The sequence below is a fragment of the Bradyrhizobium sp. 215_C5_N1_1 genome, from assembly GCF_052075935.1.
In the GTDB taxonomy this organism is placed as follows: domain Bacteria; phylum Pseudomonadota; class Alphaproteobacteria; order Rhizobiales; family Xanthobacteraceae; genus Bradyrhizobium; species Bradyrhizobium barranii.
Genome location: NZ_CP197228.1, coordinates 2,643,413 through 2,655,485, shown reverse-complemented (window position 1 = coordinate 2,655,485; position 12,073 = coordinate 2,643,413). Strand labels below are relative to the sequence as shown.

General features: G+C 58.6%; 13 protein-coding genes. 7 read left to right on the top strand and 6 right to left on the bottom strand.

All coding sequences use genetic code 11. The annotated features are described in order from the left end of the window. Positions 1 to 51: 51 nt before the first annotated feature. Entirely contained in the window at positions 52 to 315 is a 264-nt protein-coding gene (locus tag AB7G19_RS12415; protein WP_084795037.1) for a hypothetical protein, read from the bottom strand. A gap of 1,014 nt (positions 316 to 1,329) precedes the next feature. Between AB7G19_RS12415 and AB7G19_RS12410 the strand changes: the two genes are divergently transcribed. The 5 genes from AB7G19_RS12410 to AB7G19_RS12390 all read left to right on the top strand — a co-directional run bounded on the left by AB7G19_RS12410 (position 1,330) and on the right by AB7G19_RS12390 (position 5,418). Continuing rightward, entirely contained in the window at positions 1,330 to 2,094 is a 765-nt protein-coding gene (locus AB7G19_RS12410) for an outer membrane protein (protein WP_063981924.1), read from the top strand. A 411-nt stretch (positions 2,095 to 2,505) separates the two neighbouring features. Then, on the top strand, positions 2,506 to 2,712 hold the full coding sequence (locus AB7G19_RS12405) for a hypothetical protein (RefSeq protein WP_167768322.1): 207 nt from the start codon (positions 2,506 to 2,508) through the stop codon (positions 2,710 to 2,712). A gap of 642 nt (positions 2,713 to 3,354) precedes the next feature. Further along, positions 3,355 to 3,990 carry a response regulator transcription factor gene (locus AB7G19_RS12400; protein WP_063981922.1) on the top strand — a complete coding sequence of 212 codons (636 nt, stop codon included), beginning with the start codon at positions 3,355 to 3,357 and terminating at the stop codon, positions 3,988 to 3,990. Between the two features lie 865 nt (positions 3,991 to 4,855). After that, the gene (locus AB7G19_RS12395) at positions 4,856 to 5,089 is read left to right on the top strand and encodes a hypothetical protein (RefSeq protein WP_063981921.1); all 234 of its coding nucleotides are present in this window, start codon (positions 4,856 to 4,858) and stop codon (positions 5,087 to 5,089) included. Between the two features lie 131 nt (positions 5,090 to 5,220). Then, positions 5,221 to 5,418, top strand: coding sequence for a hypothetical protein (locus AB7G19_RS12390; RefSeq protein WP_063986200.1), 198 nt, complete (start codon positions 5,221 to 5,223; stop codon positions 5,416 to 5,418). A 545-nt stretch (positions 5,419 to 5,963) separates the two neighbouring features. Here the strand turns inward: AB7G19_RS12390 and AB7G19_RS12385 are convergent. After that, entirely contained in the window at positions 5,964 to 7,103 is a 1,140-nt protein-coding gene (locus AB7G19_RS12385) for a transglycosylase SLT domain-containing protein (protein WP_283017259.1), read from the bottom strand. Between the two features lie 251 nt (positions 7,104 to 7,354). On the opposite strand from AB7G19_RS12385, the gene AB7G19_RS12380 reads away from it, so the two are divergent. Then, complete coding sequence (locus tag AB7G19_RS12380; RefSeq protein ID WP_244623479.1) at positions 7,355 to 8,632, top strand: L,D-transpeptidase; 1,278 nt, start codon at positions 7,355 to 7,357, stop codon at positions 8,630 to 8,632. Between the two features lie 273 nt (positions 8,633 to 8,905). Here the strand turns inward: AB7G19_RS12380 and AB7G19_RS12375 are convergent, their stop codons facing one another. From AB7G19_RS12375 to AB7G19_RS12360, 4 genes are all read right to left on the bottom strand, one after another. Further along, a complete protein-coding gene (locus AB7G19_RS12375) occupies positions 8,906 to 9,169 on the bottom strand; it encodes a hypothetical protein (RefSeq protein ID WP_084795033.1) in 264 nt (87 codons plus the stop codon). A gap of 188 nt (positions 9,170 to 9,357) precedes the next feature. After that, complete coding sequence (locus AB7G19_RS12370; RefSeq protein ID WP_135217039.1) at positions 9,358 to 10,068, bottom strand: potassium channel family protein; 711 nt, start codon at positions 10,066 to 10,068, stop codon at positions 9,358 to 9,360. 124 nt (positions 10,069 to 10,192) lie between these two features. After that, on the bottom strand, positions 10,193 to 10,564 hold the full coding sequence (locus AB7G19_RS12365; RefSeq protein WP_354096561.1) for a response regulator transcription factor: 372 nt from the start codon (positions 10,562 to 10,564) through the stop codon (positions 10,193 to 10,195). A 156-nt stretch (positions 10,565 to 10,720) separates the two neighbouring features. After that, a complete protein-coding gene (locus AB7G19_RS12360) occupies positions 10,721 to 11,359 on the bottom strand; it encodes a response regulator transcription factor (protein ID WP_063981920.1) in 639 nt (212 codons plus the stop codon). A gap of 472 nt (positions 11,360 to 11,831) precedes the next feature. Here AB7G19_RS12360 and AB7G19_RS12355 point away from each other — a divergent pair, with 472 nt between their 5' ends. Then, positions 11,832 to 12,014, top strand: a complete 183-nt coding sequence (locus AB7G19_RS12355) for a hypothetical protein (RefSeq protein ID WP_441267837.1) — start codon at positions 11,832 to 11,834, stop codon at positions 12,012 to 12,014. Positions 12,015 to 12,073 lie beyond the last annotated feature (59 nt).

Below are 12,073 nucleotides of genomic sequence, written 5' to 3'. Positions count from 1 at the left end.
GCAATTGAGGCGGTTGCATTTTTCGACAATGCGGCACTGACCAACAGTGCCTTACCGCCGCACTCCCACGCGATTGACGCCGCCATTTGCGTTGCCGCCGACGTTATGACGGACCGCAGCGCGCGCCACGGGACGAGGCCTGAGCACGACGCCAGCCCTCGCAACGCACCCGACCGGATATTCAACGTACTGGCAATACACGACCGCCTTGGCTGGCGTTGGATTGAGCGTGAGACCCGCCAACCCCAACAGGAAGCTGGCGGCAATCCCGGCAACTGTCGCCGACTTGATCGAGAGACTCTTTGTCCGATGCATGGTGATCCTCCCTTTCGCCGCGAACCGATGGAGATGCACCGGGCGGCCAAGCGTTTGTGAGCGGTAAGGAGACTAGGTGATGTTGACGTAGGTCAACGCTGGAGGCGACGTCGCTCTCAATAGCACGGGGGGTATGGATAGTAACCGCATTGCCGGCGGTGATAGTACGCTCCCGTGGCCGCTGCTCCGACGGCAGCCGCACCTACAGCAGCTCCATAGTACCCGCGCCGATACGCGCGTCTATGCACTCGCCTATTAACCCCCGCAACGCTGCCAGGTGTGAGCGGACGACCGACACGAGCGTCAGCTTTCTCGACGGAGATAACGACAGTCCCTTCTGGTGACCAGTGAAACGACACGGGCGCCAAGCACAACATCGCTGCACCGAGGGCCGCGCCGAGCACCGTTGAATTTTTCATGTTCTTGCTCCTAATTGGTTTCTTGGGACGTGCTGGTGGACGCGCGGCTACTTTTTCTCTTCGGCAGCACCGTCATGCCGCTCTTCGCGCCGCTCCGTGCGCCCCGTCCGTCGCGCCTGACGCCGTTCTGTTCGCCCTGTCCGTCGATCCTGACGCCGTTCGGTGCGCCCCGTGCGTCGTTCCTGACGCCGCTCCGTACCCGACTGCGGTGTCTCAGTGGAAGGCGCTGCGGGCGTGGTCGGTGCGGTTGAGGTCTGAGCGCCAGCATCTGACGAGGCCACGAGCCCGAACACGGCTGCGTATCCACAAAGAGCAAGAGCGCCTCGACGGCTGACCATCGATTCCGAACGTTCACCCATATCTCAAACTCCCGGTCTCCCGCCCTTTTGCAACTGGTCCATATTCCGGAGTGTGATTATTGATCTAAATCAACCTTGAGGCATGCGCTCGCCGACGATGGACGCTGGCAACGGCACGAGCCTTTACCCACGCCAGCGCGAGGGGGCGTCTCCGAAACGGACCCGCGCTGTGCGCAAATCCAAGACGGAACCCCGCAGCCGGCTCGTTCGGGTGAAACGTGGATGGAGCGAAAAGAATGAAGAAGATCTTGTTGAGTGGTGTGGGCTTGCTGGCAGTGAGCATGGCGGCACCCGCGTCAGCGGCTGATCTGGCTGCTAAACCTTACGTCAAGGCCCCGCCCCCGGTGGTCGCGCCGATCTATGATTGGACCGGTTTCTACATCGGTGCTAACGGCGGTTGGGGGCAAAGCCACGGTTGTGTGGATTTCGTGACGCCCGCAGGAACAGTCGCAGGTGGTTGCGCCGATCGCTCCGGGGGCCTCGCGGGCGGACAGATCGGGTACCGCTGGCAAACCAACCAGTTTGTGCTCGGCCTCGAAGCGCAGGGAGATTGGGCCAACATCAAGAACACGCGCGTCAGTCTAATCGATCCATTGATCTCGACCACAGGCAAGATCGACGGCATCGGGTTGTTGACGGCGCAACTCGGTTGGGCGTGGAACGCCTCCCTATTCTACGTGAAGGGCGGCGCCGCCGTGACGCGCAATCGCTTCGATATCTTCAACAACATCACCGGTGTCGGCTTGGCCTCGGCAGGCCACACGCGCTGGGGCGGCGCCCTGGGCGTCGGCTGGGAATACGGCTTCACGCCCAACTGGTCGCTCGGTATCGAATACGACCACCTCTGGATGGGGCGTGATAATTCCGGCTTCGCAGGCGTGGTTACTCCCGGAGGGTTCACCCTGACCGGGAGCGGCGTCAGCCAAGATGTGGATATGGTCACGCTTCGGCTGAACTATCGCTTCGGTGGATACGGTGCCCCGATCGCGGCGAGATACTGATCACACCAGTCGCGCAGGCCAAAGCCCCGGTTCGCCGGGGCTTTTTTGCGGGTTAACCATCCCAAGCGCTTGCTGCATCTTAAAATATCTAGGGTCAGAAGCAGCGGTCAAGACAAGTGCGGCTCGACACCGGTTGACCGACGACAGCCGACATTGAACCGGCACCAGATGCGATTGTGAAATGGTTCACAGATCGCAAAAAAGTTCGGGGAACGTTCCTTCGAACGTTTCTTGTTTCTGTCATCTAAGTGCGCAAGAATTGGAGGGCCAGGATTTAAAGCCCCGGCCAAGGGGAATTTCGGCGTTGGGAGGAAAAATATTCTGCTCCAGCGACGACTAGGAATGTTGCCTCGGGGCACCTCACCCATGAAGCAAAAAGGAAATGAGACAGTAGCGTCAAGGAAGGCGATGATGATTGACGACCAGTTGGCGCGTGCACACCGCAACAATATTCAACGCTATCGCCACTTATTGCAGACTAGCGTGACAGAGGTCGAGCGCCAGTTTGTCGAAAGGCGCTTGAGTGAAGAGCAATCGAAGCTCGAACTATTGATCGTCTCGTTCTCAAATGAAGTGCACCACGATCCTTTCAGAGGACCGGACAGCCGCTTGACTTAAGTCGTTCAAGCGGTGGTGGACCGGCGGTCGCTGCCCGTCGGCAAACTTCTCCGCATCGGACCGGCAACCCGCGCGAAGATGAGCTCGCTTAGTGTCTACACTGGCCCGACATGCGAACTCAGACGTTGGAGTTCATGCAAGCCAACTTTGGCAAAGAGGCGCGCGCTTTCCGCCATCGGACGTATCCGATCATTTCGTTGGCGGCTTTCGCGAAGGCGAGCTGCGCGTCTGTCACGAGCCTAGGCTCAGCACGTACGCTCGATGCGGAACCGAGCGCCTTGTACCCCCATCGTTGGCGGTCACGAGGTTACTCTCTAGATCGTGGCACAAGTCTAGCTGCACTCGTTTCCAAATTCGCCCATCGAAAGCAGCGTTCTAAAACATAGCGCATTCGAGAATTTTTCCTCTCCCTTCATGCGGGCAAAGCGTGCCTTCATGCGCCGCCCGACATGACCCGTACAATCACGGTGCTAGAATCGCAGCTCTCCTGTTAGAAACCGTCAGACCTACCTCCCCATGTAGTGGGATATCCTGCTCGGAATGAGATCGGTCGCTGGTTCATCGCGGCGGAGCTTGGGCGAGAGCTGCTGCTCGTCACTGCGCTCTTCTAGGTCACGGCTGACGTAAGTCTTGGGGAGTCACGTGTTGGGGTTTGTGCATGTTGTGGATGACGACAGTGCCTTCCGAATAGCAGTCGAACGTCGCCTCAAACTCGCCGGGTACGAAGTGGCGACCTATGCGTCGGCTGAGCAGTCGTTGGATCGACTACCGGACGACTGTAGACCCGGCTGCATTCTCCTCGATGTGCGACTACCGGGAGTGAGCGGTCCTGAGCTCCAGGCGCAATTATACGAACTCGGTTCGACGTTGCCGATTATATTCTTTACGGGCTTTCCCGACATCCAGACCACCGTACAGGCCATCAAGGCGGGCGCAGAAGATTTTCTGATCAAGCCCGCATCTTCCGACGACCTACTTCGCGCAATTGAGTGCGCGTTCGCTCGTTACGAAGTCACGCGCGCCAAAAAGGAGGAGCTGGATGCGGCTCGCGCTCGTGTCACGGCACTAACGCCGCGTGAGCGGCAAGTGTTCGAGCTTGTGGTTCAGGGCAAGATCAACAAGCAAATCGCGTACGCTATAGGCTGTACCGAGCGTACGATTAAGGCACATCGCCATCAGGTGATGGAAAAAATGCAGGTCCAGTCATTGGCGGAACTTGTCGCCATTGCCGAGCGTATGGGCTATCGCCCGAACGGGCCGTCTCCTCACCTGCCTTAGACGAACCATAAGCGGTTCCAGCGGTTTGACAGGAGTAACGCGCTCATTGGACCCAGCAAAACTCGGCTGCGTCTTCGTCCGTGAAATCAGGCATTAACTCTTCCTATTGACACAAAGTGCAATAGCCAAACACTCCGCCTGTGATTGTCTAACAACGCGCTTTTTAGATCTCTCACAGAGCCCTAGGCCCCCAAGATCGGCGGCAGCGCGCTCGGCCCCGGGGCGGGCGCAAGTCCTCGCCGGGGCCGCTTAAACGTTGGATGATCGAGGACGGGGACGCGGAGCAGGAGCGACAACGTGGTTTGCAACTAGGCCGCCGATGGGCGGCGAATGGTCCGGCGCATGTGCGTGCGACAAGGCTCGAAGCTTGAACTCGGGATCTAGCCGGGGGTAAAATGACGCCGACTTGGTACGTTACCTTTGAAGCTCAGAAGCGTGGCATCCTGCCAAAAAGCCGCAGCCCTCGCGGGACAAAGACGTTTGCAACAGAACATGAAGCAAAGGCGTTCGCTATAACGAGGCTAGGTGGTTTGGCGCTATTTGCCGGCACGATCAATCCGCATTCTCCCAAACAACTTATTCCATCGTCGCGCGTCCATACTTGGCTCTATGGGGAACAGGTGGAAGGCGGCGGGTCGTAGAAATTACGGTGTCGGAGTCGAATGGGTGCCGGCTTGACGTGCATCCAGACAAGCCTTAATTGGCGGCGACGGCGGCAGGCGGACTAGACCCCAGCGTCTCAGTAAACGGCCCGATAACCGCAAATCTCCATCATCGGCCCGACTAGCGCATAATCATCATCACGAACTCACACAGAGCCGTCGCTGACCTCAACCCGGCGACGGCCGTTTTGTTGGTTGCACTGATGGACTATCGAGCTTTCACGAACGACAGTCTCACGATGATGTACGAGAGCATTCGGGGGGCTCTCGCGTCGGACGACGCTCAGAAGGCTGCCGGTGAACAGCCTCGCTTCAAGGTTCGTGAAACATCAGATTGGAAGGCGCACGCGGCAAATCTAGAAACCGAAATGCTGCGACGAGGCATGTTCTTCGAGATCATCGATTGGTCCGAAGATCAGGCACAACTGCCCCTCTAAAGGCGCGTCCTGGATTTTTGCAGTGCATCCTGTTCGATAGCGCCCCAAGTACCAATAGCCTTCTCACGAAATTGGCTACAATGTTCCTCGCGCCACTGCAACTGGTAGGCCGGCTATTCGAGGACCGGTCCATGAAGGACATGACAACGCAATTAGAGAAGCTGCGAGTGGATGCGGCGGAATGCGCTTTGATCCGGGACCTTGCTACGGACCCCAAGAAGCGCGAGCTTTTCGCTCGCTTGGCTGACCATCTTCAAGTGCTCGCGGCCGAAGTGGAGAGCGCCGTTGGCGCAGGTCGAAACCCGAACGCACCCGACGGCGCGAAATAGATCCCATTAGCATCATCTCACCCCAGCCTTATCAGAGCGAGGACGGCGCAAGCGAGCCTGCACCAGCGTGTTACTTAGGAGCATTCTTCGTAGGGGCTTTGGCGAAAACAAGCATGCTTTCCGGCATATTTCCTCCCCTTTGGGTTGCCCGCTCCCTTGGCCGGATCATTTAGACGAAGCAGCTTCGATCATTTCTCGAACGCCCGCGATTTCGCACCGGGCAAGCCTCGGATCTGTGCGGCGTTCGGGATGCCGACTGCCGACGCGTTGCGGGTCGGATACATCAACAAAGTTCTTCCGCCCATCCCCGCTAACAGCAGACATCCTCAGAAGCAGTCGGCAGGTCTGAAAAGGAGCCACAAGCAGACATCGGCACCGGATCGATCACCTCGTTCGCGCTCAGTAGGAACGATCCGAGCGTCGTTGACGACGTAAAGTGCGTCAGCGCGACCATTGAGCGATGAGCGGCACCACATGCCGCCGCGGCGGTGAGGCCCCGCTCGGCCCGCGGGTGCGGCAACTCCTGCCAACCACTCAACGGAAATTTACTGGTGCGCTCGTTCGGCGGCGGCGGTCGCGGTGCCCATGTATTTCGATTGGAAATGAGCAACCCGCTCGCGCCACATTCCGACGAACGCCTCCGACGTCAGCTTCTCTACCGATTTCCACGCCTCTTTGACGGCTGGAAGCGTATTGCCCCAGATCGCGCGCCTGCACCATTTTTCGCCCTTCTCCCTACCTTCGCTGGTGGCGCACATCGATTTCCAGGCGATGCGATTGGGTTGACTGAGGTGCTCCGCGGCGCCTTCCCAGCCCTGCTGATGGATCAAGTAAAGATCGTTCAAGTCCGACTTCCTGTGCGTCACCCACTCGAACAGAATGCCTTCGGTGATGACCTTGTAGGCTGCCGCAACGGCATTATCGCGGGGATTAAGAATGTCTCCGGAGCCGAACTTTCTGAACTCGTATTTGCTCAGCTGGAACAGCCCGATATACGACCCGGTGCGTTGCTTGGGGTCGAAACCGGACTCGACCTTGGCCACCGCCTTCATGAAAGTGAAATCCAGACCGAAAGCGTCGGACGCGCGCTTGATCTCTTCCACCGGCGTTCCGACCGGGATGTCCTTGAACGAACGCAAGACGATCGCCGCCGGCTTCTCGGCAGGCGGCAGTTCGGACCAGACATAACAAATGAGATACCGGAAATCCTGCGGCCCCTTGCTGGAGGCACCGCCGGGTGCATCGCACATTGTCGGCGCCGGTTGGGCGACATAACGGTGACCCAAGTCCACCGATTCCTGCACAGGCGGTAAATCGGCCGACGGCATCTGCGACGGATCGGGCAACGCGGCCACGACGATCGAGTCCGGCTTATCTGATGCCGCCGTCGTGTCGGTGGTCATCCCTGCCGCGGATTCATCGGCCGTCGCCACTTCGGCGTTCGCGACAACGGTGTTAGCGACAACGGTGTTAGCGACAACGGCGTTGTCCATTGCGATTGCCTGCGGTTCATCCGCGAGCCTGGCGTTGGCGGCGAAAGATGCTGCGCGGTCCTCGATTGGCACTGCGCGGGTGTTCTCGGTGCCGGCCGAACCGAAGCCAGCCAACCAGCCAGTGATCCACCCCGCGAGAACGACCGTTCCGCAAAAGGTCGGCGCCACTATCGTAAATCGCCGCGGGTTCATGATGCTGTCGCCTCCATAGGCTCCGCCGGAGCCGTGTAGAAAAGCCAAGCATGCGAAGAGCCTCATTCTTGGGATCAATGTGCGTTGCGCAATGGCGGAAACGGCCGCTCGTCGATATTTCCAAAGCATGTTGCCCGATTGCAACGCGTCGACCGCAAGCCATTGTGCCCGCCTCAACGGCAACTCGCACTGTAATCGTGAGTACGGTCCCATTTTCGACCCACTGCGACCAGATTTGGAGGAGAGGCTTGATGCGCTGTCAGGATGACGCATCAGGCGTCGGCTTCGCGCATCGTCTCGAAAAGAGGAATTGCGCCTATTGGGACCGGGCGATGCTCGTTAAGAAATTACCAGCAATGCGGCGCACGATAGCAACTGCTGTATTCGCCATTTCCATGCTCCCTCCGGGGATCGCACACGCTCAATTTCTGTTTGGACCCCAACACACGTTCTGGCGAAGCCAATACGCTCCGTACAAGCACAAGCACCACCACCGGCAGAGAAACTCTGAAACGCCAAAGAGCGCTCGGCCGGAGCCCCTTCCGAAGGGCCCGCTCCAGATCATCATCTCGATAGCAGACCAACGGGTCTCGCTTTTTGACAACGGGGTGCTGATTGCACGCTCTTCGGTGTCCACGGGAATGGAGGGGCATCCGACGCCCCTCGGTGTGTTCAGCGTCATCAGCAAACAACGATGGCACCGTTCAAATATTTATAGCGCCGCCCCCATGCCCTACATGCAACGCATCACCTGGTCAGGGATAGCGTTGCACGCCGGTGTCGTGCCTGGGCATCCAGCGTCACACGGCTGCATCCGTTTGAACAACGATTTCGCCGTTCGACTCTGGCACCTCACGAAGCGCGGCACGCGCGTGATCATTGCGCATGGTGATGTCCAGCCGGTCGAGATAACCAATCCGCATCTATTTCAACCGAAAGCCGCGTCCGGTTCGTCCGAACTCCAGAGTGCCACCGTCGCAACCAAGAGCATCGGTGCAGCCGCGGCAACGCAGGGAACACTGGTGTCAAACGCCGAGACTCCAGAAGCCGCCAATCTCCAGGTGCCGGGCTCGGCTCCCGCCGCAAGCGCGCCTAAAAAGATTGTCCCGATCTCCATCTTCGTCAGTCGTAAGTTGAGCAAGCTGTTCGTGCGTCAGGGCTTCACGCCCTTGTTTGATGTCCCGGTCAAGATCGAAAATCCGGAGGAGCCGCTGGGAACGCACGTGTTTACCGCAATGGAATTCCAGAAGGAGGGAACGGCTATGCGCTGGAGCGTCGTGTCGATTCCAGAGGAATTGCCCCGTAGATCCGAGGCTGCCACAAAAGGGCGAGAAGCGCCCGCGAAGCAACCCGTGTCGGGACCGTTACCCGACAAAGCCAACGCTGCGCTCAACCGCATCGAAATGCCACAGGATACGGTTGAGAAGATCTCTGAACTCCTGACGCCGGCCTCTTCGTTGATTGTTTCCGACTACGGAATTAGCCACGAGACGGGAAAAGATACGGATTTTATCGTGGTAACGCATTGATGCAGCGACGCGACCCGCCAACAAGGCGACGCTGCTGCGCAACCGCTGAATTGTTCGACCGCAATTCTGCTGCAACTTGATGTCCGCACCTAAGCCAAAGGGGCGCGAGGTGCGTTCTGAGTCACGCGATTTCCGCAAATGGGCCGGCAACCAGCTTGGCGGATAGCCTCAAACACTGATCTGGCTGCCGATACGCGTGTCGTTTGGTGCAGAGTCGGGACTATGGGAACAAGAGCGCCGGCCTGGGTGACCAAGCGTCCACAGGCAAGACCTTTACCGCCTCGCCCCCACGCGATTGACTCCACCATTCATATTGCCACCAGCGTTGTGACGGACCGCAGCGCGCGCCACCGGGCGAGGCCTGAGTACGACGCCCGCCCGGGCAACACAACCAGCTGGGTACTCAGTGTATTGACAGTAGACCACTGCACTGGCGGGCGCTGGATTGAGCGTGAGACCGGCAAGGCCCAGGAGGGCGCTAGCAGCAATCCCGCTAACAGTCGCTGACTTGATCGAAAGACGCTTCTTGGAATGCATGGTGCGGGTCTTCCTTTTTCGTGCCTGCGCAACAGATGCACGGACGCCATCTCCGGTGCGGCTGCACGCAGCGTGTCCGCCAAAGGAGCGCCGGCGTTGACATAGATCAACCGAGTGTTTGCCTAGCGACGCGGGGAACCTCACAGGACGCGAGTGCAGCGCACACGTGTCGGTGCAGCTCCTGCGGCTCAGGCGGTAGGGGTGGGCTTACGCGCCGAGCCGGTGCTGCTGAGCTCGAGGGTAACGAGCCTCGCCAGAAGGGTCGCCGGATAAAGCTGACCGATCACGCTCTCGATGTTGCAGAGACTTCGTGCCAAGGGATGTACCGGAACGATGTCTCCATACCCGGTTGATGTAAGTGTGACAAAGCTCATGTAAAAAAGCGATGCGGCGACCGAATGATCGTCCTCGAAAGCTATTCCCTTGATTGCGTCGGGAGCCGCCAGCCCTACAAACAGGAACAGCGTTGCAAAGGCCACCGCAATTAAAAGGTACAGAAGGATCGCTCCGATAATTCGGTGATATGTAACGAGACCTCGCCTGAATACGGCCTGAAGCACGACAACACCTAACGTGCAGGCGATGACCAGCCATGCGCCGGCCAAAATGTGAAGGTGGTACGGTACTGGGTAGTAAATGCGCAGGAAGAATACGGCGACGTTGAAAACGAGCGCGAGCGACATCAGAACGAGAGCAGTCGGATTGTTGGAGATGATCACCATGCTGACGATGATCGCTAGCAACAGGCCATCCGCAAACAGGTGAAAGGCGGTAATGCCCATTGCTTGTAGCGGGGCGAAGACAAAAATCAGTAATGCCAGCACTCCCGTGAGCACCGAGAGCAGCCAGTCAATGCGTTCTCCGCGCAAACGGCGCAGCTCGCTTACGGGCGTCTTCATCGATGTTCCTAAGGCCTGGCGCTGACCGCAGCGCTGCACCTTTGTACAATTCAGGACGAAAGTTCAGTCTCGTTGACCTAGATCAAGGGAACGGGAGCAAGCCCAGGCGCGCTCAGTGAATGGGTTAGTGGCCTGCCGCAGCCTGTTTGAGCGGCTCGATCAGCTCGTGCGCTGAGAACGGCTTAGTTAGAAATGCGACGCATCCGGACCGCAGTGCGGCCTCGCGAACGGAAGGAATCTCATTGCCGGTGATGAAAATGACGGGGACCGCAACGCCGTTGGCTTTGAGTTGATGCCGGAGGTCGATCCCCGACCCCCCGTTGAGGTTGATGTCCAAGATGATGCAGAGTGCGTTGGCGATGTCGGCGTGCTGCTCCAGCTCTTCGGCAGACGAGAAGAGGATTGGTTTGAAGCCATGCTGGCATAGCAGCCGATTGAGGGCTCGCAGCATTCCGGGATCGTCATCGACCACCAAAACAGGGTCGCTTCTACCCATTGGATTGCGCTCCGATGACAAGCGGGAGCGCACCGGCTCTCTCAGTCACCGATGGTAGCCGCTGGCGACCCAGTGATGACGAGAACCAATAGGCATTCGGGAGTCTGACACAAGTGTCCCATAGGCCAATAACTTGAAAAATGGTTGAGAATTGGCCTAGGCCATAGGTCCGCTATTAGGCTTATCGCCAATGACACCGACTCGTTCAGCAACCGCCACAAGTTCAGCCAAGGTCCGAACCTGCATTTTCTCCATGACCTGCTGGCGGTGGGCCTTGATGGTGCGTTCGGTCGTACCCAAGATGCTGCCGATCTGCTTATTGGTCTTACCGGCAACGATGAGTTCAAATACTTGCCGCTCCCTCGGCGTTAGTTTGGCGATGAGGGCGCGAACAACATCCAGCCTGGACTGTTGCTCGCGGAAGCCTCGGTGGCGTGCGAACGCCCGTTCAATTGCAGTAAGAAGGCCGTCGGACGTTACCGGCTTTGTCAGGAAATCCTCCGCGCCCTCCTTTAGGGCGCGCACCGTGAGCGGAATATCGACATGACCGCTGACGAATATGATCGGCAGCGTCGAACCGAGTTCGTTTAATCGCTTTTGCAGTGCTGGACCGTCGATGCCAGGTATCCGTACGTCGAGGAGGATGCAGCTCGGAACACTGTCGCTCGGCAGTCGGTCCAGCAACGCCTGTGCTGACGCATAGACCGCGACCTCATAACCGGCGTGCTTCAAATGACGCTCCATCGCCGTCAGAAAGGACGGATCGTCGTCAACAATATGCACAAGCCCCTGCACCGGTCCCCTTTCGTTGCAAAGAGGGTACCGGGCAATTCAAAGTGTGTAAGTATCGTTTAACGCTCATTTGGGGCATGGCTGATCTGTCAGTCCGAACGCGACTATGCAGTTTGTGCCAACCCGATGCCTCGCTGACTGCCGTCCCGTCGCCTGACGTGATGACAATGACCCGGCGATGCTGCCGGCAACCTTGCCCAGACCGGAGTTACAGGCTGTGTACCCCAGCGGCTGGCCTCCGTTGCGTTTGGGTCCCGCATTCGCGCAATTCAGCACTGGGGTCCTCTGAGGGGCGTGTGTATGTGGGGGGACCGCGCGACGGCAGCATTTGAAGACATTAGCATTTTTGGTTTTCCGAGTTGCGTTTCGGAGACGATTTGCCCGGTGTTTCGCGCGCTGACCTCATGAGAACCGCAATGTCGTACTTCGAAATTGCGAAGCTGTTCGGATCGACCGGCGCGGCGAGCGGGGCTCGATGAGCCGCCGCATGAGCCATTTCGCGGAATTGCTGCCGCTCAAGGCGCAGCGCCGCCCGCAAGCCCGCTTGGAAAAACCGTTCGCGCTGGGATGGGTTGAGCCGCGCCCAGCCCCGCATCGTTGCCTCGAACAGATCACGCGGCATCTCGCGGCCTTTCAAAAACGAGAATTCAGCAAATGAAACTCAAAAATCGAGAATTGCAAAGATGCTGATCGTTGACGACCGGCGGCACTGGTGGA

What these genes read in the sequence shown, in the direction of transcription:
- AB7G19_RS12405 (WP_167768322.1), top strand. Translation starts at nt 2,506, where the DNA reads ATGATTGACGACCAGTTGGCGCGTGCACACCGCAACAATATTCAACGC.
- AB7G19_RS12390 (WP_063986200.1), top strand. Translation starts at nt 5,221, where the DNA reads ATGAAGGACATGACAACGCAATTAGAGAAGCTGCGAGTGGATGCGGCG.
- AB7G19_RS12380 (WP_244623479.1), top strand. Translation starts at nt 7,355, where the DNA reads ATGCGCTGTCAGGATGACGCATCAGGCGTCGGCTTCGCGCATCGTCTC.
- AB7G19_RS12395 (WP_063981921.1), top strand. Translation starts at nt 4,856, where the DNA reads ATGGACTATCGAGCTTTCACGAACGACAGTCTCACGATGATGTACGAG.
- AB7G19_RS12355 (WP_441267837.1), top strand. Translation starts at nt 11,832, where the DNA reads ATGAGCCGCCGCATGAGCCATTTCGCGGAATTGCTGCCGCTCAAGGCG.
- AB7G19_RS12375 (WP_084795033.1), bottom strand. Translation starts at nt 9,169, where the DNA reads ATGCATTCCAAGAAGCGTCTTTCGATCAAGTCAGCGACTGTTAGCGGG.
- AB7G19_RS12410 (WP_063981924.1), top strand. Translation starts at nt 1,330, where the DNA reads ATGAAGAAGATCTTGTTGAGTGGTGTGGGCTTGCTGGCAGTGAGCATG.
- AB7G19_RS12415 (WP_084795037.1), bottom strand. Translation starts at nt 315, where the DNA reads ATGCATCGGACAAAGAGTCTCTCGATCAAGTCGGCGACAGTTGCCGGG.
- AB7G19_RS12370 (WP_135217039.1), bottom strand. Translation starts at nt 10,068, where the DNA reads ATGAAGACGCCCGTAAGCGAGCTGCGCCGTTTGCGCGGAGAACGCATT.
- AB7G19_RS12385 (WP_283017259.1), bottom strand. Translation starts at nt 7,103, where the DNA reads ATGAACCCGCGGCGATTTACGATAGTGGCGCCGACCTTTTGCGGAACG.
- AB7G19_RS12365 (WP_354096561.1), bottom strand. Translation starts at nt 10,564, where the DNA reads ATGGGTAGAAGCGACCCTGTTTTGGTGGTCGATGACGATCCCGGAATG.